The sequence below is a fragment of the Tessaracoccus sp. genome (assembly GCF_016714275.1).
Taxonomy (GTDB): Bacteria; Actinomycetota; Actinomycetes; order Propionibacteriales; family Propionibacteriaceae; genus Arachnia.
Genome location: NZ_JADJNP010000002.1, coordinates 172,974 through 196,507, shown reverse-complemented (window position 1 = coordinate 196,507; position 23,534 = coordinate 172,974). Strand labels below are relative to the sequence as shown.

Here is a 23,534-nt window from a genome sequence, read left to right as displayed (position 1 = left end):
CCGACGCAGGACACTAGCTTCCCTCGAGGAACAGCCGGCAGACGGTAACGAAGGCCGCGGGATCCTCGGCGTGCACCCAGTGCCCGGCGCGCTTCAACGTGACCTGGCGGACGCGCGGGAACAGCGCACGCATCGGCTCGACGTGCTCCGGCTGCACGTAGGGGGAGCGTCCGCCGTTGACCCACACGACGGGGCCGTCATAGGTGGCGTGGATGGGGTACCAGCCGCCGACCTCGTGCAGTGAGTCTCCCAGGAGGTCGAGGTTCGCGGCCCACGACCAGTGTTCCCCCTTGTGGCGCAGGTTCTGCAGCAGGAACCGGCGCACGACAACATCGGGGATCTCGGGTGTCAGCAGCTGTTCCGCCTGACCGCGGCTGGTGATGTGGTCGAGGTCGAGCCGGCGCAGCGCCGACACCAGGGACGCGAAGTTCTGCGCCGCCTCGTTGCGGGCAGGTGAGATGTCGACCACCATCAACCGGTCCACCAGCTCCGGATGGCGCAGCGCGAGCCTCATCGCGATCTTGCCGCCCAACGAGTGACCGATGAGGACCACCGGCGTCGGCACGTGCTCGCCGAGCCAGTCGGCGACGATATCGGCCTGCTCGTCGAGGTCGAACTCCTCGGTCCAGGGGGAGAGGCCGTGGTTCGGCAGGTCGACGAGGTGGCACGTGGCGACGTCGGCCAGCGCCGTCGCGATGGAACCCCAGTTCTTGCCCTGGCCGAAGAGGCCGTGCAGGAACGCGACGTGGCGGGGACCGGAGCCGACGGTCAGCGCGTTGAGCTTCACGCACGCCCCCAGCAGTGCTGGTGCCAGTGGCGGCGCACCTCAAGCCCGCTGCCCGCGCCGAGCGGCGCCATGACGGGCCAGACCACAAGGTGGGCAGTGCCGGGAACCACCTGGTGCAGGCAGCCGGGACAGGTATAGGGCTTCTCCGCGCGGTGGGCGGGCACGTCCCGCGCGATGTACTCGACGCCCCCGCGGACGACCTTGCGCTGCGAGCCGCCGCTCAGCAGCGGCCGCGGCTCCCGGAGGTGCTTCGAGGGACGGCGAGCCATCAGAACAACCGTTCGTCCGCGTTGTCGAGCCCGCGCAGCGCGTCGTAGTCCACGAGGCGGCACTCGATGCCGCGGTCTGCGGCGAGCGTGCGGGCCTGCGGCTTGATCTGCTGCGCGGCGAAGATGCCGCGGACCGGGGCCAGGTCGTGCTCCCGGTTCATGAGCTCCAGGTATCGGGTCAGCTGCTCGACGCCGTCGATCTCGCCGCGCCGCTTCACTTCGACCGCGACGTGCGCGCCGGACGCGTCACGCAGCAGCAGATCCACAGGGCCGATGGGCGTGAAGTACTCACGCCTGACCAGCCGCATGCCCTCGCCGAGCGTGGCGGGGTGTTCGGCGAGCAAGGCCTGAAGGTGCGCCTCTACGCCGTCCTTCTGGAGGCCGGGATCGATGCCCAGGTCGTGCGCCGAGTCGTGAAACACCTCGGCCAGCGAGATATGGAGCGTGTCGCCGTCCTTTGCCTTGACCTGCCAGACCTGGCTGACGCCGAGCGCCTCCGCGGCGTCGGGATCCGGGTCGACGACCTTCAGGGTGCAGGGCGGGCTCATCCAGTTGAGCGGCTTGTACGCGCGATCGTCGGCATGGACGGACACGGAACCGTCGGCCTTCACGAGGATGAGCCGGGTAGCCATCGGCAGGTGGGCCGTCAGCCGCCCCACGTAGTCGACCTGGCACCGAGCAATCACCAAACGCACCGTCCCAACCTACTCGCGAGGTCAGGAGGCGTCCAACGCCGGCTGCACCATCTCGCGGTACAGCAGCAGCACCGCCGCCGTCGTCGGAATGGCGATCACCGCGCCGATGACGCCGAACAGCATGCCGCCGATGATGGCCGACAACACGACGAGGGCGCCCGGCACCTTCACCGTGCGGCGCATGACGTTGGGATAGATGAGGTACGCGTCGAACTGCTGGTAGATCAGGAAGTAGATGATGGTGGCGATGCCGATGGTGGGGTTGACCGCGAAGCCCACGATCGCCACCGACACCATGGCCAGCGATGACCCGACGAGCGGGATGAAGCAGAACATGGCGACGACGAAGGCGAGCGCCAGCGAGTAGGAGCCCAGCCCGGCAATGTTCATGAAGATGAAGGAACACACCGAGGCGACGGCGACGATCACGAACATGCCCGTGATGTAGCCGGAGACGCCGCGGAAGATCTCGTCGGCGAGATATCGGGCCCGCGCGCGTCTGCTGGCCGGGGCGAGCGCGTAGATCGTCTCCTTGATGGTGGGCAGCGAGGCGAGGAAGTAGATCGTGAGCACGAGGGTGACGATCACCGAGAAGACGAGGTTGGCGACCAGCTTGCCCGCGCCCAGGATGCCGCCGAACAGGTTGTTGATCAGCGACCCCGAGGTGATGAACTGCTCGATCTTCTCGACGATCTGATACTCCTCCTCGATCTCCCAGACCCGCGGGTGCAGCGTCATCCTGTCCAGGAGCCCCGGCAGGTTGCGCATCAGCGCGGTTGTCTGCTCGGTCACCACGGGGACGAAGGCGACGAACCCGAGGGCGACGACGCCGAAGAGCAGCAGCGTCACCAGCAGCACGGCCAACGGCCGGGGAAGCCGCCGCCGGGTCAGGAACTCGACGGCCGGGTTGAGGCCGAGCGCGAGAAAGAGCGCGAGGACGACGAGCAGGAGAACGCTCTGGACGTTGTAGACCGCAAGCGCGAGGGCGCCCGCGACGATCACGCCCCACGCGCCAAGGAAGCCGACGGCGAAGGGCGACCGCCGCCTGACGCCGTCGGGCGGCGGCGGAAGCGGAGGCACCGGAGTCACCGGCTCCAACGGAGGCGGCGTGATCAAGGTGCGCGCCTCCCGCCCCGCACGACCCAGCGCGCGGCGCATGAAGCTCCGGGACCTGGGCCCCGGAGTCTCCGCGCGTGCGTCCTGGTCTTCGGGGATTGGCGTCACGGGCGTGGCTTCACCTGCGGAATGACGGTCGTCGGCTCGTCTGCGGCGAACCGTGCCTCCGATTCCTCCGCCAGCGCGCGCAGATTGCCCAAGGCCGCGAGCGACTGCAGGCGCTTCGCCTCAAGGTCCGCGATTTCGCGCTCGAGTTCCTCCTTGCGCCAGGCCAGTTTCTCCTCGAGTTCCTCGATCACCTCGACGGCGCGGCGCCGGGCGACGGCCAGCTTCTCCTCGGACTCCCGGTTGGCGGCCAGCCGGATGCCCTCCGCCTCGGCGACGGCGTCCGTCCTCGCCTTCTCGGCCTCGTCCTGCGCCGCGGCGGCGCGGGCAGCCGCGGCGTCGGCGGCGGCCTCCGCATCGGCAAGACGCTGGGTGATCTTCTCCTCGGCATCCCTCGCCTGCGCCGCGACCCGGGCGAGCGTCTCCTCGGCGACGGCTGCGGCCTCGGCCTCGACCTGGGCCGCGCGCCTGGCGGCCTCCTGGCCGACCCTGGCCGCATCGATCGCCGAGGACTCCGCAAGCGCGAGCGCCCGCGCGGCCGCTGCGTCGTCGGAGGCCTTCGCTCGCTGTCGCGCCTCGCTGAGGAAGAGGTCCGCATCCCGGCGCGCCGCCGCGAGCGCCTCCTTGCCCGCCTCGGCCTGCTCCTGGCGCAGCTGCCGGAGCCCGGAGAGCCCGGTGAGGCGGATGTCGTCGGCCTCCTGTTGGGCGGCGTCCCGGAGCTCCGCGCTGGTCCGCCGGGCCTCGATCTTGATGCGCTCGCCCTCACGCGTGGCGCGCGAGACGATGTCCGCTGCCTGGGCCTCCGCGGACCGCAGGAGCGCCGTCGTGTGCGCCCCGAGCCGGGTGAAGTCCGTCGTTCCCAGCTGGACGCGGATCATCTCGGTCTGGTGGCGCGCCTCCCGCAGGTCCGCCCGCAGCTGGCTCGCCCTCGACTCGACCTCGCGCACATAGCTGTCGACCGTGGTCTTGTCGTAGCCGAGCATGGCGTGCGGGAAGCTGCCCGCGGCCGACGCGCGCTCATCGAAGAGGTTGAGGCCGGTCTCTTCGGTATCCAAGTCGCGAGGTGTATCGCTCACCAGAACTCCTTACGTGGTGATTACGGAGTCGAGACTAGTGGTGTGTCCCGACAAAATCGCCGGGACAGGCCGGGGCGGGACGGCCGAGCCGCCCCGCCCCGTGCGAGAGCCCTCCGGCGCTCAGTGCTCCGTCGGTTCCTTGGGCAGCTCAACCAGCTCGAGGAGGACGCCGCGGGCGTCCTTCGGGTGCACGAAGTTGATGCGTGAGCCGGCGGTGCCGCGCTTGGCCTCCGGGAAGAGCAGGCGCATGCCGCGCTCCTTGAGGACGGCGCTCACGTGGTCGAGGTCGGCGACGCGGTAGGCGAGCTGCTGCATGCCGGGGCCGTTGCGGTCGATGAACTTGGCGATGGTCGAGTTCTCGTTCAGCGGGGCAAGCAGCTGGATCTTGGCGTTCTCCTCGCCCTGCTCGCCCGTGCCGATCATCGCCTCGGCGACGCCCTGCTCCTCGTTGACCTCGCGGTGAAGCTCGCGCCAGCCGAAGACCTCCGAGTGGAACTTGATGGCCTCGTCGAGGTCCGGGACGGCGAGGCCGACGTGATCGATGCAGATGAACAGATCAGAATTCTCCATGCGCCAAGCTTGGCATACCGGCGAGTCGTGGAAGCGGGCGGGGTCGACTCGTGCAGACTGTTACCTCGGGACTAACGCGAGGAGGGCGCCCGTGGTCAACTGGATCAAGAAGATCCTGCTGGTGCTCGTCGCCGCATTCGTTCTTTTCTACCTCTTCACGCGGCCCGAGGCCGCCGCCGAGGCCGTGCGCTCGTTCTTCGGCGCGTTCGAGTCGATCGGCCGTTTCTTCAGCTCGCTCGCGGGATAGCCATGAGCGTCGTCGGGCGCTTTCTCGACCCCAACGTCGACGCGCATCTGCTCACCGTCGAGGGTGAGGTCGTCATCGACGAGGTGCGCAAGCATTGGGCCGCGTCCGTCGGCTGGTACGTCGTCATGGCCCTCAGCATCCCGCTGTTTCTCGCCATGATCTGGGCGCGCGGGTACTTCTGGATCCCGCTCCTGCTCGGGCTGGCAGCCCTCGCCGTCGGCATGTGGAAGGTTCACGTCGTCCACATGGACCGGTTCGTGATCACCAACATGCGCGTGTTCCGGGTGCATGGGGTGTTCAACACGCACCTGGCGACGATGCCGATGAGCCGGATCCTCGACATCTCGATGTCGCGCTCGCTGATCGGCCACTTCCTCGGCTATGGGCACTTCGTCTTCGAGACCGCCGCCCAGGATCAGGGACTCCGTGCCATCCGGTTCGTCGGCGACCCGGAACGCCGCGACCTGACCATTCAGCGCGTCATCCAGCTGACGGGCCTGCGGCAGACGATGGACGTCGGCCGTTGGACCGGCGAGGAGCCGGTCGACCCCGACGGCACGTAGCCACACGGCTAGTCGGGAGCGACGACGAGCAGCTCGCCGACCTCGCAGGCGAGCGCGTCGCAGATCGCGGTCAGCGTCGAGAAGCGGATCGCGCGGGCGCGGTTGTTCTTCAACACCGACAGGTTCACCAGGCTGATGTCCACTCGCGCCGCCAGTTCGGTCAGCGTCATGTTCCGGTCGGCCAGGAGTTCGGTGAGGCGGCAGCGGATCCGGCCATCGTCCTCTGGGGGCATCAGATGAGCCCGTCGACGTCGGCCTTGAGCTCGGTGACGTTCTTGCGCAGGCTCTGGCCGGCGCGGAACGCGGTCGCGACCAGCGCGAGGCCCAGCCCGATGCTCAACGGCCACAGCGGGAAGGTGACGGAGAGGTGTGCCGGCGCCAGCCAGCCACGCTCGGCGAGGAAGAAGACGGGGTCGTAGCTGGGGTCGTCCATGGCCTCGGCGAGGGCGCCTTCTGCGCCGAAGCTCGTGACCTGGAGCGCCTCGACCCCCGCCTTCCAGGCGCCGATGTCGCCCAGGACGGTCCAGGCGAAGCCCCCCACGATGACGATCACTGCAGTGGTCATGATGGCCCGCGGGGCGAACGCGAAGATGTCGCCGTCGCGCAAGGCGCGTGCCGCGCGCAGGCCCACGAGCGCGACGGCGCCGATCATCACCGAGCTGGCGAGCGTACTGGAGAGCAGAAGAAGCCTTGTGGGGAGGGTCAGGCCGGAGATCGTGAGGAACGCGCGGTCCGCACCGCCCGCCACGACGGTGGCCACCGTCGTGGGATCGATGGTTCCCTTCGGGAACCGGGCCGGGGGATTGTCGATCGGCACAGAGACACTGACCTCTGGCGAGAAGAGCAGCGACCAACAGGAGGCGACGGCGAAGATGCCCGAGCCGACGAGGGTCAGAATCGCGACGAACGAGGCCAGTCGAGCGAGGTCGATGTCGCCTCGGCCGAGCCGCGCCAGCAGCACCATGACGACAGCTGCCGCAAGCAGCAGGATGATGACGATCACGACGCTTGTGAGTCCACCGGCGGTCATGCCCCCTCCTTAGGTTATCGATTGTCGTTATGTTAACGAGAATCGATAAGTTTCGTCAAGGGGTTCCGGGAAGAGTGCGAACACACATCTGCGCAGGTTGCCTCAGCTGTACGTATTGCACGGCTGAGGCAACCTGCGCAGATGAGTGTCCGCGAGGTGCGGGGATCAGGCGAGGGCGGCGTCCACGAGGGACTTGGCCGCGACCTGCACCTCGGCCAGGTGGTCGGCTCCCTTCAGCGACTCGGCGTAGATCTTGTACTTGTCCTCCGTGCCGGACGGGCGCGCGGCGAACCAGGCGCTGTCCGTCGTCACCTTGATGCCGCCGATGGCCGCGCCATTGCCGGGCGCATGCGAGAGGACCGCGGTGATCGGTTCGCCTGCCAGCTCGGTGACGGTCACGTCATCGGAGCTGAGCTTGGACAGCCGCGCCTTCTGCTCGCGGTTGGCGTCAGCGTCCACGCGCGCGTAGTACGACCTGCCGAACTCGGCCTCCAGTTCCGCGTAGTGCTGGCTCGGGGTCTTGCCCGTGACCGCGATGATCTCCGAGGCGAGCAGGGCGAGCAGGATGCCGTCCTTGTCGGTGGTCCACGTCTTACCGTCGAGCGTCAGGAACGACGCTCCTGCCGACTCCTCGCCGCCGAAGCCGATCGAGCCGTCGGTCAGGCCCGGCACGAACCACTTGAAGCCCACCGGGACCTCGACGAGCCGACGGCCGACCTTTGCCGCCACCTTGTCGATGAGCGAGCTGGACACCAGCGTCTTGCCGACGCCCGCGTCAGCGGCCCAGCCGGGCCGGTTCGCGAACAGATAGTTGATCGCCACCGCGAGGTAGGCGTTGGGGTTCATCAGGCCCGCGTCCGGGGTGACGATGCCATGGCGGTCGGAGTCGGCGTCGTTGCCCGTGGCGACCGAGTACCGGTCACGCTGGTTGACCAGCGAGGCCATCGCGTTGGGCGAGGAACAGTCCATGCGGATCTTGCCGTCGGTGTCCAGCGTCATGAAGCGCCACGTGGGATCGACGGTGGGGTTCACGACCTCGATGCCGAGGCCACGCTCAGCCAGCAACTCCCAGTACTGGACGGCCGCGCCGCCCATCGGGTCGGCGCCGTGGGTGAGGCCCGCGCCGCGGATGGCATCCAGGTTCAGCACGAGAGAAAGCTCGTCGCAGTACGGGGTGCGATAGTCGTAGCGGGTGACCTCGCCGGCGATCGACTCGTACGGCGACCGCTTGATGCTGCGGTAGCCGGGCAGCAGCTCGTTTGCCCGGGCTGCGATGACCGAGGTGGCGTCAGTGTCGGCGGGGCCGCCGTTCGGGGGGTTGTACTTGAAGCCGCCGTCCCGCGGAGGGTTGTGCGACGGCGTGACGACGATGCCGTCGGCGCGCGGGCCGTCGCCCAGGTTGTGCCGGATGATGGCGCGGGAGACCGCGGGCGTCGGCGTGTACTCGTCGTCGCGCTCGGCCAGCACCTCGACGCCGTTGGCGTGCAGCACCTCGATGGCCGTCTTCCACGCAGGCAGCGAGAGCGCGTGCGTGTCCTTGCCGATGAACAGCGGCCCGGTGGTGCCCTGGGAGGCGCGGTACTCGACGATCGCCTGCGTCGTCGCGGCGATATGGGCCTCGTTGAAGGCCGTGTCGAGCGAGGAGCCGCGGTGCCCGGAGGTGCCGAAGACGACCCGCTGGTCCGGGTTGCCGGCGTCGGGCACCAGGTCGTAGTAGGCGGCGATGACCTCGTCGACGTTGATCAGATCGGATTCTAGAGCCGGAAGCCCGGCGCGCTCGTGTGCCATGGGCGACATCCTAGAACTGGTCGTCGCTTGTGGGGAGTGTTCCGGTTGAAGGGGTTGCTCGGGCCCGCCAAGATAGAGCCCATGACTGACGCGAACTTCAGCCGCCCCGGTGCGGTCGACCTCTCCTCCCTCGCCCAGGGTGCTCCGGCCGGCGGCGGGTACGTGACCACGCTGACGGAGGCGGACTTCCAGGAGGTGGCGCAGAGGTCCGTGCAGCATCCGGTGATCGTCGAGTTCTACTCGCCGCGTGACCCCGCGGGTCAGGCTGTCTCCGATGCGCTGACGGAGATCATCAACGCAGGTGCGGGCCGGTTTCTACTGGGCCGCGTTGACGTCGACGCCGAGCCGCGGCTCGCTCAGGCGCTGGGCGTGCAGGCGGTGCCCACCGTCGTCGCGCTGATCGGCGGACAGATGGCCCCGCTGTTCCAGGGCACCAAGTCGCGCGAGGAGATCGCCGCAGTGCTCGATCAGATCGCGCAGATGGCGGTCGCTAACGGGATGACCGGTCGCGCCCAGCCCGTCACGGGCGTCGCACCGGCCGACGGCGCCCCGCCCGCCAACCCGCGCTTCGAGAAGGCCGACGCGGCGCTGGAGTCGGGCGACTTCGCCCGCGCCGTCGAGGAGTTCGACGTGCTGCTCGCAGAGACCCCGAACGATCCGGAGGCGCTCGCGGGCCGCGCCCAGGCCGCGTTGCTCGCCCGGAGCATGACCTTCGACGCGCTGGCCATCGTGTCGCGGGCGGAGGAGTCCCCGGACGACGTCGACGCCCAACTCGACGCTGCCGACCTGGAGATCATCAACGGCCGGTCCGCCGAGGCCCTCGACCGTCTCCTCGGCCTCGCCGCCGAAGCAACCCCCGAGGACCGCGACCGCATCCGCGTTCGGCTCCTTGAGCTGTTCGAGATCATCGGCCGGACGGACCCCGTGGTCCTGAAGGCCCGGCGCCGCCTCGCCACCGTCCTGTTCTGAGTAGCGCGAGCTACTGCCTCGTCTCTCTCCGGCAGCAGCCCCCACAAGTAATCCTCCGGCGCAGTCCGGTGAGCGCGGTCCCCATCCGGGTGCGGGACCGCACGTCGTAGACCGGTTGTGATGCCATGCGTGTCGACCACACCCCGACAGGGTCGCGGTGTCTCCGTATGGCGACACAACCTGGACGGAGATCGGCGTCGGCGAGTGTTCACCGCAACAACGAGTGCGAGGAACTGTGCAAAGGAACCTCAGTCACGGGGTGGCGGCTGCTCCAAGAGCTTGCGGACTCCGGCGCGGGAAAGCAGCAGGAGGAGGATCAGGCCGGTGACGGCGAAGAAGCCGCCCAATTGCACCTTGTCGCCGAAAGCCAGGGCGACGAGCTCGAGCACGACGAACTTGCTGCCGACGAGGACGCCCCAGAGCAGCAGTCCGGCTCCCACCTTCGCAGGGCGCGTCGTCGCGGCCTTGAACCGGGCCTTGACCCGGTTCTTCGCCCACACGACGACCTCGAGCACGACCTTCAGCAACGCGGCGGTCAGCAAGGAGAGCGTGAAGGTCTCGGCGATCACCATCGGCAGGTACTCCGCGACGAGGTTCAATACCACGACGTAGACGAAGACGTCGATCAGGTCGGCGGGCGACACCCGCCAGCGGGCCGAGCGAGGCGAGGCCGCAGAGGGGCTGGTCATGGGCGAAGCATATCCAGCGGCGACCTCGATGGTGTGAGATGAGGCCCTTCAGGAGGCCTGCGCGACCCTGAGCCAGAGGAAGGCGTGGGGCGCGAGGGTCACGCCGTTGGCGAGGCTCAGGTCCTGGGCGGCGACGAGGTCCACCGCGTCGGGGGCGAAGCCGGAGAGAGTCAGCGCATCGACGTGGACAGGGTGGTCGCCGAAGTTGGCGAGCGCAAGGACGACGCCGTCGGCGCCAGGGCGCTGGAACGCGAGTACGGAGTGGTGCGGCGTGCGGAACGGGATCAGCTCGTTGCCTCCCAGTTCCGGAGTCTCGCGCCGAACCTGGAGCAGGCGCTGGAGGCGCGTGAAGACACGGCCTGCCGTCGTCGACTCATCGTGGCGCGCCGCGTAGGCAGCCTCTGGGCGGAAGGGGCGGTTGACCCATCGGCTGTCGCCGGCCTCCGCGGGCCGGTCGAGGTACGTGTAGTCGTTCAGCTGCGCCACCTCGTCGCCCAAGTACAGCAGCGGCATGCCGCCGGTGCTCATCGCGACGGCGTGCGCCAACAGCACGCGGTCCTCGCCGCCGTCGTCGCCCGCCTCGATGCCGGCCAGCGATGCCGTCGTGCCCGCGACGCGGGCGTCGCCCGTCTTCGGGTTCTCTTGGAAGGCCGCGCCGCGTGCGAAGCCGCCCGGAAAGCGCCCCACGTAGAACTGGTTGAGGAAACGACGGTGCTCGAAGCCGTTGATGCCGAACTCGGCGGCGTCTTCGTCGGCGAACGTCCAGCCGATGTCGTCGTGGCCGCGTACGTAGTTCACCCAGGCGGTGCCGTCCGGGAGGGCGTGCCGGCGCTCGATCGCCTGGTTCAGCAGGCGCGCGTCGCGGGTTGCCAGTGCCTCCCATGTCAGGGCCATCTGCAGCGGATTGTAGGAGATCTGGCACTCGCCGAGCGAGATGTACTGGATCACCTCGTCCGGGTGCACGATCGCCTCCGACTTGAAGATCAGCGCGGGAGCCGCCAAGCGCAGCACGCGGTTGAACGCCTGCAGCAGGTAGTGGGCCTCCGGGAGCGACTCGCAGGGCGTTCCCAGCCGTTTCCAGATGAACGCAACGGCGTCCATCCGCAGCACCTCGATCCCCTGGTTCGCGAGGAACAGCATCTCGCCGGCCATCGCGCGGAAGACGGCGGGGTTCGCGTAGTTCAGGTCCCACTGGAAGTGGTAGAACGTGGACCAGACCCAGCGCCCGTCCGGCAGCTGGATGAACGAGCCCGAGTGGTCGTCGGGGAAGATCTCGCGCGTCGTGAGGTCGTACTTGTCCGGCATCGTGCGGTCCGGGAAGACGAGATAGAACTCCTCATAGCCGGGCTCACCTGCGATGCACTTCTGCGCCCACTCATGCTCCGAGGCGGTGTGGTTGAAGATGAAGTCGACGACCGGTGAGATGCCCGCCTTGCGGAGCTTGGTCGCCAGCGCGGCGAGGTCGGCCATGGTGCCGAGCGCGGGGTCGGTCTCGCGGTAGCTGCTCACCGCGTAGCCACCGTCGTTGTTGCCCTCGGGGGAGCGGAACAGCGGCATCAGGTGGAGGTAAGTGAGCCCCAACTCCTGGAAGTAGTCGATGTGATCCGCGACCTTCGAGATCGAGCCCGCGTACCGGTCGACGTAGCAGACGCCACCCAGCATCTTCTCGGACTGGAACCAGCCGGGGTCCGCGGTGCGCTCAGCGTCGATGGCCTTGAGGTCGGCGGGGCGCTCATTCCAGGACCGCAGCGCGAGGGTGACGAGCTCGGCGAGCGCCTCAAGCCCGTCGGCGCGTTCGCCGTAGACGAGCAGGAACAGGCGGTGCAACTCGGGAAAGTGTTCGTCGAACCGGGCGGCGAAAGAGTCGTCGAAGGCGCCGGCGCGGGCCTCGGCCCAGTCGCGGGTGAACTGCTGGTCTGCGCTGGTCTGAGCGGTGAGGTGTGCCACGGCCCGATCCTAATGCAGGCCACAGCCTGACACGTGTCGGGGAGTACCCTCGTGTCGATTGATGCGAGAATGCGGGATGCCGCGACTCCGTGAGATCTACATCTACCCCTACGCTGGCTGGTGGGGGAGGCCGTGGACCACGATGCCGGAGCCGTGGGACGACGTGACCCTCGACCGCGACGCCGCGGCGCGGTCGGCGCGGCGCGTGACCGAGTCGGTGAGCCAGGCGCTGCGCAGCCTGGCGGTCGAGGCGCCGCGCGGGCAGCTCATGCTCGACCTGATGGTGGGGGAGGGCGACGGCGTCGAGCTGGAGTTCACGGAGCGCTTCCTCGACCCGTCGGACCGGGGAACCGGGCGCGTCCGCGTCCCCATGGGCTTCCGGAACCTCTCGCCCACGGAGCGCGCGCGGCAGCTCGGCGAGGTCGTGGTCGAGGCCGCGCTCCGCCGCGCGGAGCTCCACGACTGGGACGTGGCCGCCGTCGAGGAGGCGCTGTGCGCGGTCGCCGACGGCGGCTTCCGGGCCTACGCGGCGGGCCCCTGGAAGGTCACGCGGGACCGCAAGCGGCAGGTGCGGCTCTGCGGCGAGATCGCCGACGACGGCTTCCTGCGGATGTGGGCGGAGATCGACGACGCGGCCACCGGCGGCGGGTCGCGTCGCTCCGAGGAGATCGTCGGCTGGACCTGGCTGGAGAACGTGGCGCGCGCGGCGAAGAAGATGCGCCTCACAGGGTCGTCGATGCTGACCTTCGGCGCGGGGTCGAACGACTACGAGTTCCACGCCGTCGTCGACCTCGACACCGGCGCGGTCACCAGGACACCTCCGAACCCGGTGGTGCTGTCGTATCCGGGAGCCTAGGGCCTGGCTCAGCGAGCGGTCAGGTCCGGCGGAGGGAGAAGGTCTTGACGATCTTCGACTTGCCGTCCTTGCTCGTCGCGACGACCCGCCACTTCTGGGTCTCGCGCACCGAGGCGCGGGTAGTGAGCGTGATGGAGTAGGAGCCGGTGACCTTCTTGACAGTCTTCGACGTCTTCCACTTCCCCTTGACCTTGATCTGGGTCTTGACCGTCGCGCGGTCGGGGAAGTTCTTCGCGGTGCCCTTGACTGACACCTTCGCCTTGCGCTTCGCGCTCTTCGGGGCCTTGGCGGTCAGCGACGGCTTCAACCGCTTCAGCGTGAAGGTCTTCGGGACGACGCTGCTGCGGCCGTCGGCGCTCTTGGCGACGACGCGCCACCGCTGCGTGCCCGCCCTTGAGGCGTGCGTCGTCAGGGGAATGGAGTAGGAGCCCGTGACCTTCTTGACGGTCTTCGAGGTCTTCCATGCGCCGTCGACGAGGATCTGTGTGAGGACAGTCGCCCCGCCCGGGAAATTCTTCGCCGTGCCCGTGACGCTGACCGCCTGCCGGATCGGCGTGGACTTCGGCTTGGTCACCGTCAGCTTCGGCAGCGCGGCCCCCGCTGTCACCACCTCCGGCGCGACGGTGTTGGCGGTGCCCGGGAAGTGGCTTCGCATCAGGCTGAAGAAGCTGTAGTTGGAGCTCACGTGCGGCGTGTACTGGTAGAGCGACGCCGTCGCGACGTTGTGAATCAGGAAGGTCTGCGGGTCCCCTTTGTCTGACGACGTGTACGGCGACCCTGTGTTGAAGGCCTTGATGGCCGGATAGGTGCTCCAGGTGCGGTAGGCCCGGAACCGGTCGGCGCCGTAGTAGAGCTGCTTCTCATAGCCCGAGTACTTCTCGGTACACGCCGTGCCGTCAGAGCAGCCCATGCCCATCATCTTGTTCCAGGTAGCCGTCGTGCGAGCCTGAGTCAGCCCGGACTGCTCCTTCTGGATGGTGACCAGGAGCACCTTCGGGCTGATGCTGCATGCCTTGGCGACCTTCTCGATGACCGTCCACTCCCTGCTGCCCTCGGTGAAGGTCACGTCCGTGCACCCGTTGCCGTTCTGGTTGCTCGACAGCGTGATGGTCTTCGCGGGCACCAGATCCTTGAGGCAGGTCTCGCCCTTCTTCGCGGTGCAGCCCTTGCCCTTCTCGGCGATGAAGTCCTTGATCTGGCCGCGAGTCAGGGCCTGCGCGTCGTAGAACGCCTCGTCGGAGATGATCAGGCCCGGGTGAAAGTCGGCCGGGTAGCCGGGCATCGGCGATGTGGCCGCGACGGTATCGGCGCGAGCGTCGGAGGGGCCGATCAGCCCGAGCGCGAGCGAGACGAACAGAACGAGGGCAGCGGTCAACGTCCGGCGGGTTGTTGGCATGGCCATCACTCTACAGTGGGCAGGATGCACGCCGGCGACGGGATGGATGCTCCTCCGCGGCGTGCCCCGTCGGGCCCGAGCACCACGATCTCGTGCGTCCGCTGCAGCGCGACGACGACGCTCTCACCGACGACGCGGTGATGTCGGGCGAACCCGCCCGTGGAAAGGGGGAACTCGCCGTCGGGATGCAGCCGCCCCGCGTCGAGGGCGAACCGGGAGACGACGTCGCTGCCCCGGCATCCGACCAGCACGCGGTCGCCGACGGCTTCGACGTGTGACATCACCGCGCCGCCTCTCCGCGCGCCGGGGACGGCGGAGAGCGGGGTGAGCACACCCGACGCCGCGTCCCACTCCAGGGCGTACAGGTTGTCATCAAGCTCGCCGGCCACGACGTATACAGGAGGCTCGGTGGGCAGGAAGGCGCCATGGCGCGGGCCCGCGCCGGCGGGAAGCGCGCCGGCCGTGCCGTCGAATCGCAGCGCACCGCCGTCGATGGCGGACCTCCACACGGTGTCGCTGCCCAGATCGTTGACCAGCAGGAAGCGGCCGTCCGGCGTCGGCACGCTCTGGTGCGCGTGCGGTCCCGCCTGGCGCTCCGCGACCGGCCCCGAACCCTCGAACGCCATCACCTGGGTCGGCGCCGCAGAGGGCAGGCCCCCATCCCGGCCGACGGGGATGACGGCCACGGAGCCGCTGGAGTAGTTCGTCGCCACCAGTGCCCCGAGCGCGTCCACGTAGCGCAGATGACACGGGTCGCTGCCGCCCGTGGACGCCTCACCCGCGGCGACGAGTCGGTCCCTGTTCCGCCTCCATGCCGTCACGGTGCCGTTAGGGCACTCGTTGACGGCGTAGATCACGTCCGGGCTGGGCCCGGCGCACAGGAACGACGGCGCGGGCGTCGCCGCCACCTGGCGCGCGTCGCGCAGCTCTCCGTCGCCGGTGAGCGTGACCCGCCAGATGCCCTCGCCCACCCCTGCGGGCGTGCCGAACCCCGCCGCAGGGTAGGTGCCTATGAACAGGGTTTGCATGCCGGTACTCCTGGTGTGTGGGATTTGGACCTTTCGACGCCGACGATGGCCGAGGGCAGCCGAGCTTGCTCGGATGCCGAGGCCGAGGAAGGCGTTGCAGCGCGAAGCGCGATCACACGAGCCCTCGGCTCCTTCGTCGCCGTGGGCCTGGCTCAAGGAACGAGGTCGCGGCCCGGCTCAACTAGCGGTGGCAACGGGGTATCCGGCCTCGGTGTGGCCGCGGTAGCCGGTCAGCATCAAGGCGATCCGGCGCGCGGACAACTCGCTGACGTGGGTAGGGACGTCGTCCGGCTCGACCCAATGGACGTCGCGGATCTCCGTGTCGTGCGCCGTAAGGGTGCCGGCGGTCGCGAGGTCGAGGACACCGCCGTCGAAGATGAACTCCAGGGCGTCCGACCAGCCGAGGTAGGGCGGCATCCAGTCGGTGAGCAGCGGCTGACCGAGTTCGACGGTCAGTCCCACCTCCTCCGCGATCTCGCGCTCGGCGCCCGCGCGGGGCGCCTCACCGGGCTCGACGACGCCACCGGGCAGCTCCCAGTCCGCCTTGTAGGTGGTCTCCAGCAGGAGCACCCGGCCGTCCTCGTCGCGGAACAGCGCATGCGCGATCAGCCGCTTCTTCGGCAGCAGCGAGTCGAGAACCCCAGAGAAGCCGTGCGGGCCATAGACCGGGTCCACAGCCAGGCGCGCGTACACCAGGATGTCGCGGTAGACCCCCTCCTCGGGCTCGATGGCCGACCGCAGCCGACCCTCCAGCCGGAAACCGGCGCGGTGCAGCGCGGTCCGCGCGGCCGTGTCCCATTCCGGCAGCTCGACCTGGAGCCGTCGGAGATCGTGCGCGATGATCGCGTCGTCGGCGGCTAGTGAGACCGCTCGCTCAAGCGTCTCCAGGTCGACGGTTTGCTCGGCCCAGCGCAGCTTTCCTACGCCTCCCGAGACCTCCACCTCGACCTTGAAGTCGCTCACTGTCCGACGGCGCGGCTGAGCCAGATCGAGCCGAGCGGCGGCACGGTCACCCGGGCGCGAGCCGGGAAGTGGCCCCACGGCTCGTCGAGCGCGTTCACCTCGCCGAGGTTGCCGAACTCACCGGAGCCGTCGTAGATCGGCGCGTCGGTGTTCAGGATCTCCTCCCAGGCGCCCGACTCGGGCAGGCCGATCTCGTAGTCGACCAGCGGCTCGGGGGAGAAGTTCGTGACGCAGGCGACATGGTTGCCCGCGCCGTCGTGACGGACCCAGGCGAGCGCGTTGCGGGAGTTGTCGTCGGCGTTGATCCAGCTGAAGCCCGCGGGGTCGCTGTCCAGCTTGTACAGCGGCGGGTTCGAGCGGTAGGTGTGGTTCAGATCGCGGAACAGGCGCTGCAGGCCGCCGTGGCCCCAGAGCTCGCTGACCCACCACTCAAGGCTCGTCGCCTCGTTGAACTCGGGGCGCTGACCGAACTCGCAGCCCATGAAGATGAGCTGCTTGCCCGGGAAGCTCCACATGTACGAGTAGAAGGCGCGCAGCGTCGCGAACTTGCGCCAGTCGTCCTGCGGCACCTTGTTGATCATGGAGCCCTTGCCGTGCACGACCTCGTCGTGGCTGATCGGCAGCACGAAGTTCTCCGAGTACGCGTAGACCATCGCAAACGTCAGCAGGTTGTGCTCGTACTGGCGGTAGATGGGGTCCTGCTCCAGGTAGCGGAGCGAGTCGTTCATCCAGCCCATGTTCCACTTGAACCCGAACCCGAGTCCGCCTTCGTGAACGGGCTTCGTCACGCCGGGGAAGCTGGTCGACTCCTCGGCGATCATGACGACGCCGGGCTCGCGCTCGTAGAGGTGACGGTTGACGTAGCGCACGAAGTCGATGGCCTCGAGGTTCTCGCGGCCGCCGTACTGGTTCGGCACCCATTGGCCCTCCTCGCGGGAGTAGTCCAGGTAGAGCATCGAGGCGACGGCGTCGACGCGCAGGCCGTCGATGTGGAACTCCTTGATCCAATACAGCGCGTTGCTGACCAGGAAGCTCTTCACCTCGTTGCGACCGTAGTTGAAGATGTAGGTTCCCCAGTCCATGTGCTCGCCCTGGCGGGGGTCGGCGTGCTCGTAGAGCGCGGTGCCGTCGAAGCGGCCGAGCGCCCAGTCGTCCTTGGGGAAGTGGCCGGGAACCCAGTCCATGATGACGCCGATGCCCGCCTGGTGGAGGCGGTCGATCAGGTAGCGCAGGTCGTCGGGCTTGCCGAAGCGCGACGTCGGGGAGAAGTAGCCGGATACCTGGTAGCCCCAGCTAGGCTCGAACGGGTGCTCGGCGAGCGGCATGAACTCGACGTGGGTGTAGCCCTGCCACTTGACGTAGCTGACCAGCTCCTCCGCCAGGTCGAGGTAGCTCTTGTGCTTGCGCCACCCGCCGAGATGCACCTCGTAGACGCTCATCGGCTCCGCGTGGGCCTGGACCTCGCGGCGGCGCTGCATCCAGTCGTCGTCGGACCAGATGTACTTCGACTCGTAGACGATCGACGCGTTGGCCGGCGCCTGCTCGCTGAAGCGGGCCATGGGGTCGATCTTCTCGGTCCAGCGGCCGTCGGCGGTCTCGATGCGGAACTTGTACAGCGTGCCCTCGCCGAGGCCCTCGATGAAGGCGGCCCACACACCCGATCCCGGCACGAGCTGCATCTGATCGCCGGTCCACCAGTTGAAGTCGCCGATCACCTGGACGGAGCGCGCGTTGGGCGCCCACACGGCGAAGCGGACGCCGGTGACGTCGCCGCGCTCCTCATCATGCTGGGTGACGACGTGGGAGCCGAGCCGGCGCCACAACTCGGTGTCCCCGCCGCCGTGGAACCCCTCAAGGTCCCAACCGGTCAGCCCGCCGAACTGATCCACAGCCATCATTGACTCCTTCGTAAAAGTGTTGCAAGAAAATCTATCGGTACCTGGACCAGATGAGGGCGATATCGCGACTCGTAAGCCACTTCGTACCCTGCCTTATCGATCTCGTAGGCGTCCAGGACAGGGTTGGGGGTATCCGCGTCGAGCCCATAGCCCTCAAGGAAGGCTCGGCGGCACGCCTCCAGCCAACCCGACGGCGCCGGCCCGGCCGCGGCGGCGTAGCCGAAGGAGCGCAGCATGCCGGCGACGTCGCGCAGTGGCGAGTCCGGGAGCCGACGTTCCGCCAGCGGCTTCAGCGGCTCTCCCTCGAAGTCCACGTAGACCCAACGGCCTGCGGTGAGCAGTACCTGTCCCAGGTGGCAGTCGCCGTGGACGCGCTGCGCGGGAAGCGGGCCCTCGGGAACGTGTCCGACGGCGCGGGTGACCGCATCCGCGAACGGGGCCGCCTCGGGATACGCGGCCGCGACCTCCGCGAAGCGTCGCACGCAGTCTGCGGACAGCGCGGTGCCCGAGATCGTGGACGTCGGCAGGCGCTCGGCGAGAGTGCGATGGACGACGGCAAGCGCAGCGCCCAGGGCTCGCGCATGCGCCGTGAAGTCCTCGCCGCGGGCCGCATACCCCTTTGCGAGGTCGTAGCCGTCCTCGGGGCGGCGAAGTGCCTCGACGAACACGGCGTAGTCGGCGCCGTCGACCGTCCACGTGCCGTACAACTCGGCGACGACCCCGGTTCCGGCCAGCGCCCGGTGCAGTTCTACGTCGACGTTCTCCCCGGGCTCGATGCGGCGGAACAGCTTCATGAGGATCTGGTCACCGAAGAACACGTTGGTGTTCGATTGCTCGCCGGCGAACCTTCGGGCGGGTCCCGCGGGCGGGATGTCGCGCGTCGCGTGAAATCCCGGCGCGCCTTCGCGGAGCAGGTCGAGGAGAATGCCGGCGTCGTCGCACGCGTCTGTGATCGAGGTTGCGGACGTTTCGACACGGGCCCGCCCGGGGCCCGGCCAAAGGTGCCGCTCGTCCGCGCGTGGCCCGGCTCAACGAGCGGCGGTTGGTTCAGCAGCGGGATGAGATACCGCTCGACGTGGGTGTCAGGGAAGCCGACGTTCAGCAGCGCGGGCCGAAGGGCGCCGTCCGCCAACGGCTCGCCGAGATCCACGCCGAGCGGCGTGCCGCCTCGGCCCGAGAACCAGCGCTGTGGGAGCGCGAGCTCCCACAGGCGCCGGGTCAGGTCGTCAGTCACTCCGCGGTGACGTGCAGGATGTGCGCGGGCTTGCCGGGATACAGCCGCACGAAAGCCTCCTCGCCCCAGACGTAGCGCTCGCCGCTCAGCTCGTCGCGGACGACGATCTGAGCGGCGCCCGGCAGACCGAGGGCCGCGAAGTCGAGGTTGAGGCCGGACTCGATCGTATTGTCCGGGTCCAGCGAAACGACGACCAGCACGACGTCGTCGCCCTCGGACTTCGAGAACACGAAGACCGAGTCGTGCGGTGCGTGGTGGAAGTGGACGTCGCGCAGCTGCTGCAGCGCGGGATGCTGCTCGCGGATCTCGTTCAGCCTGCCGATCAGGAGGTTCAGGTTGGGCTGACGGTTGAAGTCGCGCGGCCGGAACTCGTACTTCTCGGAGTCGAGGTACTCCTCCTTGCCTGCGGCGACGGGGAGGTGTTCGAACAACTCGAAGCCGGAGTAGACGCCCCACGTCGGCGACATCGTCGCAGCGAGGATCGCGCGGATCGCGAACGCCGCGTGGTTGCCCGACTGCAGGTGGAACGGGTTGATGTCCGGCGTCGTCACGAAGAAGTTGGGCCGGTAGTACGGCGCCATGTCCTGGCTCAGCTCGGTGAGGTACTCGGTGAGCTCCCACTTGGCCGTGCGCCACGTGAAGTACGTGTAGCTCTGCTGGAAGCCGACCTTGCCGAGGGCCGCCATCATCTGCGGCTTCGTGAACGCCTCCGCGAGGAAGATGACCTCCGGGTTGGTCTCCCACACCCGCTCGAGCAGCCAGTCCCAGAACTCCACGGGCTTGGTGTGCGGATTGTCGACACGGAACACCGTCACGCCGTGCGACATCCAGTACTGCACGATCCGCAGCACCTCGTGATAGATGCCCGTGGGGTCGTTGTCGAAGTTGATCGGGTAGATGTCCTGGTACTTCTTCGGCGGGTTCTCCGCGTACGCGATGGTGCCGTCCATGCGCGTGGTGAACCACTCCGGGTGCTCGGTGACCCAGGGGTGATCGGGCGAGGCCTGCAACGCGAGGTCGAGGGCGATCTCGAGGTCCAGCGACTTCGCCTTCTCGACGAAAGCGTCGAAGTCCTCGATGGTGCCGAGGTCCGGGTGGATCGCGTCGTGGCCGCCCTCCGGGGCGCCGATCGCCCACGGCGAGCCCGGATCCTGCGGCCCAGGGGTCAGCGTGTTGTTCTTGCCCTTGCGGAACGCGGTGCCGATCGGATGGATCGGAGGCAGGTAGACGATGTGGAAGCCCATCGCGGCCGCAGCTTCAAGGCGCTCGTGCGACGACGCGAACGTGCCGGAATGCCAGGTGCCGTCGTGGTCGACCCAGGCGCCCTGCGAGCGCGGGAAGAACTCGTACCACGACGAGTACAGCGCGCGCTTGCGCTCGACGCGCACTGGGTAGTCGTGGGTGGGAGAGACCAGCTCACGCGGGCCGAAGCGGGCCATTGCGCGCAAGATGGGGGCCGAGGTGACGAACTCCAGCAGCTCCTCGGTGTCGGTCTCCGGGGTCATCAGCTCCGCGGCGGCGCGCAGGAGGCCCGCCACGCCGGGCGTTTGCTGCGCCTCGGCCATCCCGGCGGCGCGCTCCAGGAGCGCGTTGCCCTCCATGCAGACCAAGTCCACGTCGACGCCGACGGGAAGCTTCGCCTCTGCGTTGTGGAGCCACGTCCCCCACGGATCCGACCAGCCTTCGACGCGGTACGTCCAGTCGCCCTCTTCCGCCATGCGCACGTAGGCCTGCCAGATGTCGAGGCCCTTCGGCTCGACCTGGGTCATGTCGATGCGGCGCTGCGTACCCGACGGCGAGGTCAGGATCACCGACGCGTTGACCGCGTCGTGCCCCTCGCGGAACACGTTGGCCTGAATGAGGAGGCGCTCGTGCACTACGGCCTTGACCGGGTAGGCACCCCCTTCGAGGACGGGGGAGACCCCCGTCACCGGAATGCGGCCCAGGCCGCCTTCCGTACGGACGATCCGCTTGCTGGCACGGGCTGGGTATTCGGCAGTCACGGGGGCCAGCCTAACGGCGGATTCCCGTTGGCGGGAGGTTTCGCGCTCTTTGACCCGGCGCGTCGGGCTCAGCCGGCCTCGACGGCGGCGACGCCTTCGCTGACGGGGTCCGTCGCGAGCGCGGCCTGCTCCTGCTGCAGGCGCAGCAGTTCGATCGAGCTGAACGGCACCGCGGCCTTGAGCACCACGACGGAGCGGCTGGGCAGCGTCAGGCGCGACCCGGTCGCCAGCGTCCCGGCGGGGACCTCGTCCTCCTCGGCGCTGTGCCAGACCACCTGGTAGGAGGAGGCCCATGGCAACCCGGGGAGGGTGACCTCGACATCGTGGGCGCCGCTGTGGAACCAGGTGAGGAACGCCTCATGGTCGTTCGACACGTACATGCCGAGCAGGCGGCGGGCGCCGTCGTGCCAGTCGTGCTGGTCCATCTGGCCCGTCGTGCCGTTCATCCACGTCAGGTCGACGCGCTGCAGATTCTCGGCGTACTCGTTCAGGACCTCGGTGTGGTAGGCGAAGTCCGTCGGGCGGAACGCACAGTGCGCCTGACGGATCCGGATCAGCGCACGGATACGGTCGTGCACGGCCACCCACTCGGGCGTGGGCGCCCAATCCACCCACGCCATCGGCGAGTCCTGGCAGTAGGCGTTGTTGTTGCCCTTCTGCGTCCGGCCGGCCTCGTCGCCCGCGACGATCATGGGCGTGCCGACGGCGAGCAGCTGGGTGGCCATGAGGTTCATCACCTGGCGGCGGCGCACCTTGTTGATCGCCTCGTCGGCGGTGTCGCCCTCCCAGCCGTGGTTCCAGGACCGGTTGTTGTCTGTGCCATCACGGTTGGCCTCGCCGTTGGCCAGGTTGTGCTTGACGTCGTAGCTGACGAGGTCGCGCATCGTGAAGCCATCGTGGGCGGTGACGAAGTTCACGCCGGCCTGCGGGCTGCGCCCCGGGCTGTCGAACAGGTCCGGCGAGCCTGCGAGCCGCGTCGCGAGCTCCTGGACGCTGTGGACGGCGCCGCGCCAGTAGTCGCGGACGTGGTCGCGGAAGCGGTCGTTCCACTCGTGCCAGCCGGGGCCCCAGTTGCCGACCTGGTAGCCGAACGGTCCGATGTCCCACGGCTCGGCGATGATCTTGATATCGTCGAACGTCGGATCCGCGGCCAAGGCCTGCTTGAACGGATGGTCCTGATCGACGTGGTGGTTGGCGTCGCGGATGAGGGTGGTCGCCAGGTCGAACCGGAAGCCGTCGACGCCCATCTCGTTCACCCAGTAGCGCAGCGAGTCGAGTACCAGCTGGCGCACCATCGGGTGCGAGGTGTCGACGGAGTTCCCGCAGCCCGTGACGTCGTAGTCATCGCGATGATCGTTGGTCAGGCGGTAGTAGGCGTGGTGGTCGATGCCGCGCATCGACAGCGTCGGGCCCTCATGGCCGCCCTCGCCGGTGTGGTTGTAGACGACGTCGAGGAGCACCTCGATGCCCGCCTCGTGCAGCGCGGACACCATGGTCTTGAAGTCGGCGACCTGGTTGCCGACCGTGCCGCGCGTGGCGTAGAAGGCGTGCGGCGCGAAGAACCCCAGCGTGTTGTAGCCCCAGTAGTTGCTGAGCCCCTTGTGCGCGATGAACGGCTCGGAGACGAAGTGCTGCAGCGGGAGGAACTGGACCGCGGTGACACCCAGGTCCACCAGGTACGCGACGACGGCGGGGTCGGCCATGGCGAGGTAGGAGCCTCGCAGGTGCTCGGGCACGTCGGGATGCAGCCGGGTGAAGCCGCGCAGGTGGGTCTCGTAGATGATGGTCTCGGACATCGGCCGACGGCGTGCGATCGGGGTCGGCGGGGGCGTGTCGTCGACCACGACCGCGAGTGGCACGGCGCCGAAGGAGTCCTCCGTCGACATCCGGAACGGGTCGCCCGGGACGTGGTCCAGGATGGGGCCGCGGAAGTCGACGCCGCCACTGATGGCCCGCGCGTAGGGGTCGAGCAGGAGCCGGTTCGGGTTGAATCTGCTGCCCGCCGACGGGTCCCAGGGGCCGTGCACGCGGTAGCCGTACTGCTGCTCGGGCCGGACGCCCTCCACCTCGACCGTCCAGATGCCGTGCGCCCCGTGCACCATGGGCACCTGCCGCTGTGTGTTGCGCGCGTCGATCAGCACGAGGTCCACACCGTCGGCTCGCGGCGCCCACAGCCCGAACCGCACGCCGCCGGGAGTGACCCGGGCACCGAGGAGGGACGTATCAGGCGTGGTGTGCGAGTGCATTCGGTGGCTTTCGGCGGTGGACATGGTCGAGTGCGGGTATTTTGCCATCCTGCCCGGTG

Annotated in this window: 22 protein-coding genes; 4 read left to right on the top strand and 18 right to left on the bottom strand. The window is 68.6% G+C overall.

Annotation, left to right across the window (positions count from 1 at the left end; all coding sequences use genetic code 11):
- Positions 1-13: 13 nt before the first annotated feature.
- From IPJ61_RS09515 to mce, 6 genes are all read right to left on the bottom strand, one after another.
- The gene (locus IPJ61_RS09515) at positions 14-787 is read right to left on the bottom strand and encodes an alpha/beta fold hydrolase (RefSeq protein WP_297106226.1); all 774 of its coding nucleotides are present in this window, start codon (positions 785-787) and stop codon (positions 14-16) included.
- Positions 784-1,056, bottom strand: a complete 273-nt coding sequence (locus tag IPJ61_RS09510) for a hypothetical protein (protein ID WP_297106223.1) — start codon at positions 1,054-1,056, stop codon at positions 784-786. Before IPJ61_RS09510 ends, IPJ61_RS09515 begins: the two co-directional genes overlap by 4 nt.
- Positions 1,056-1,751, bottom strand: a complete 696-nt coding sequence (gene nucS, locus IPJ61_RS09505) for an endonuclease NucS (protein WP_297106220.1) — start codon at positions 1,749-1,751, stop codon at positions 1,056-1,058. Before nucS ends, IPJ61_RS09510 begins: the two co-directional genes overlap by 1 nt.
- Positions 1,752-1,772: 21 nt before the next feature.
- Positions 1,773-2,867 (bottom strand): AI-2E family transporter, encoded by a 1,095-nt coding sequence (locus IPJ61_RS09500; RefSeq protein ID WP_297106217.1) that lies wholly within the window; start codon positions 2,865-2,867, stop codon positions 1,773-1,775.
- Between the two features lie 104 nt (positions 2,868-2,971).
- Entirely contained in the window at positions 2,972-4,048 is a 1,077-nt protein-coding gene (locus tag IPJ61_RS09495) for a DivIVA domain-containing protein (RefSeq protein WP_297106214.1), read from the bottom strand.
- Between the two features lie 120 nt (positions 4,049-4,168).
- The gene (gene mce / locus IPJ61_RS09490; RefSeq protein ID WP_297106211.1) at positions 4,169-4,618 is read right to left on the bottom strand and encodes a methylmalonyl-CoA epimerase; all 450 of its coding nucleotides are present in this window, start codon (positions 4,616-4,618) and stop codon (positions 4,169-4,171) included.
- Between the two features lie 91 nt (positions 4,619-4,709).
- Between mce and IPJ61_RS09485 the strand changes: the two genes are divergently transcribed.
- Both IPJ61_RS09485 and IPJ61_RS09480 read left to right on the top strand, forming a co-directional pair.
- The gene (locus IPJ61_RS09485) at positions 4,710-4,865 is read left to right on the top strand and encodes a hypothetical protein (RefSeq protein ID WP_297106209.1); all 156 of its coding nucleotides are present in this window, start codon (positions 4,710-4,712) and stop codon (positions 4,863-4,865) included.
- A gap of 2 nt (positions 4,866-4,867) precedes the next feature.
- On the top strand, positions 4,868-5,428 hold the full coding sequence (locus tag IPJ61_RS09480; protein ID WP_297106206.1) for a PH domain-containing protein: 561 nt from the start codon (positions 4,868-4,870) through the stop codon (positions 5,426-5,428).
- A gap of 8 nt (positions 5,429-5,436) precedes the next feature.
- On the opposite strand, the gene IPJ61_RS09475 is transcribed toward IPJ61_RS09480, so the two are convergent.
- The 3 genes from IPJ61_RS09475 to pgm all read right to left on the bottom strand — a co-directional run bounded on the left by IPJ61_RS09475 (position 5,437) and on the right by pgm (position 8,246).
- The gene (locus tag IPJ61_RS09475; protein WP_297106203.1) at positions 5,437-5,661 is read right to left on the bottom strand and encodes a helix-turn-helix domain-containing protein; all 225 of its coding nucleotides are present in this window, start codon (positions 5,659-5,661) and stop codon (positions 5,437-5,439) included.
- Positions 5,661-6,458, bottom strand: coding sequence for a hypothetical protein (locus tag IPJ61_RS09470; RefSeq protein ID WP_297106200.1), 798 nt, complete (start codon positions 6,456-6,458; stop codon positions 5,661-5,663). Before IPJ61_RS09470 ends, IPJ61_RS09475 begins: the two co-directional genes overlap by 1 nt.
- Before the next feature lie 165 nt (positions 6,459-6,623).
- Complete coding sequence (pgm, locus tag IPJ61_RS09465) at positions 6,624-8,246, bottom strand: phosphoglucomutase (alpha-D-glucose-1,6-bisphosphate-dependent) (protein ID WP_297106197.1); 1,623 nt, start codon at positions 8,244-8,246, stop codon at positions 6,624-6,626.
- Positions 8,247-8,327: 81 nt separating this feature from the next.
- On the opposite strand from pgm, the gene IPJ61_RS09460 reads away from it, so the two are divergent.
- Positions 8,328-9,215 (top strand): tetratricopeptide repeat protein, encoded by an 888-nt coding sequence (locus tag IPJ61_RS09460; protein ID WP_297106194.1) that lies wholly within the window; start codon positions 8,328-8,330, stop codon positions 9,213-9,215.
- 248 nt (positions 9,216-9,463) lie between these two features.
- Here IPJ61_RS09460 and IPJ61_RS09455 read toward each other — a convergent pair whose 3' ends face one another.
- Both IPJ61_RS09455 and IPJ61_RS09450 read right to left on the bottom strand, forming a co-directional pair.
- A complete protein-coding gene (locus IPJ61_RS09455) occupies positions 9,464-9,904 on the bottom strand; it encodes a hypothetical protein (RefSeq protein ID WP_297106192.1) in 441 nt (146 codons plus the stop codon).
- Positions 9,905-9,952: 48 nt separating this feature from the next.
- Positions 9,953-11,851, bottom strand: coding sequence for an amylosucrase (locus IPJ61_RS09450; protein WP_297106189.1), 1,899 nt, complete (start codon positions 11,849-11,851; stop codon positions 9,953-9,955).
- A 76-nt stretch (positions 11,852-11,927) separates the two neighbouring features.
- Here IPJ61_RS09450 and IPJ61_RS09445 point away from each other — a divergent pair, with 76 nt between their 5' ends.
- Positions 11,928-12,707, top strand: coding sequence for a hypothetical protein (locus tag IPJ61_RS09445; protein ID WP_297106186.1), 780 nt, complete (start codon positions 11,928-11,930; stop codon positions 12,705-12,707).
- 19 nt (positions 12,708-12,726) lie between these two features.
- On the opposite strand, the gene IPJ61_RS09440 is transcribed toward IPJ61_RS09445, so the two are convergent.
- The 7 genes from IPJ61_RS09440 to glgX form a co-directional block, all read right to left on the bottom strand.
- A complete protein-coding gene (locus IPJ61_RS09440; protein WP_297106183.1) occupies positions 12,727-14,103 on the bottom strand; it encodes a hypothetical protein in 1,377 nt (458 codons plus the stop codon).
- Positions 14,104-14,108: 5 nt separating this feature from the next.
- Positions 14,109-15,131 carry a lactonase family protein gene (locus tag IPJ61_RS09435; RefSeq protein WP_297106180.1) on the bottom strand — a complete coding sequence of 341 codons (1,023 nt, stop codon included), beginning with the start codon at positions 15,129-15,131 and terminating at the stop codon, positions 14,109-14,111.
- Positions 15,132-15,308: 177 nt separating this feature from the next.
- Positions 15,309-16,094 carry an NUDIX hydrolase gene (locus IPJ61_RS09430; RefSeq protein ID WP_297106177.1) on the bottom strand — a complete coding sequence of 262 codons (786 nt, stop codon included), beginning with the start codon at positions 16,092-16,094 and terminating at the stop codon, positions 15,309-15,311.
- On the bottom strand, positions 16,091-17,989 hold the full coding sequence (gene glgB, locus IPJ61_RS09425) for a 1,4-alpha-glucan branching protein GlgB (RefSeq protein WP_297106174.1): 1,899 nt from the start codon (positions 17,987-17,989) through the stop codon (positions 16,091-16,093). Before glgB ends, IPJ61_RS09430 begins: the two co-directional genes overlap by 4 nt.
- Positions 17,989-18,864, bottom strand: coding sequence for a phosphotransferase (locus IPJ61_RS09420; RefSeq protein ID WP_297108095.1), 876 nt, complete (start codon positions 18,862-18,864; stop codon positions 17,989-17,991). Before IPJ61_RS09420 ends, glgB begins: the two co-directional genes overlap by 1 nt.
- Before the next feature lie 358 nt (positions 18,865-19,222).
- Positions 19,223-21,229, bottom strand: coding sequence for an alpha-1,4-glucan--maltose-1-phosphate maltosyltransferase (locus IPJ61_RS09415; protein WP_297106171.1), 2,007 nt, complete (start codon positions 21,227-21,229; stop codon positions 19,223-19,225).
- Between the two features lie 68 nt (positions 21,230-21,297).
- Positions 21,298-23,499, bottom strand: coding sequence for a glycogen debranching protein GlgX (gene glgX, locus IPJ61_RS09410; RefSeq protein WP_297106168.1), 2,202 nt, complete (start codon positions 23,497-23,499; stop codon positions 21,298-21,300).
- Positions 23,500-23,534 lie beyond the last annotated feature (35 nt).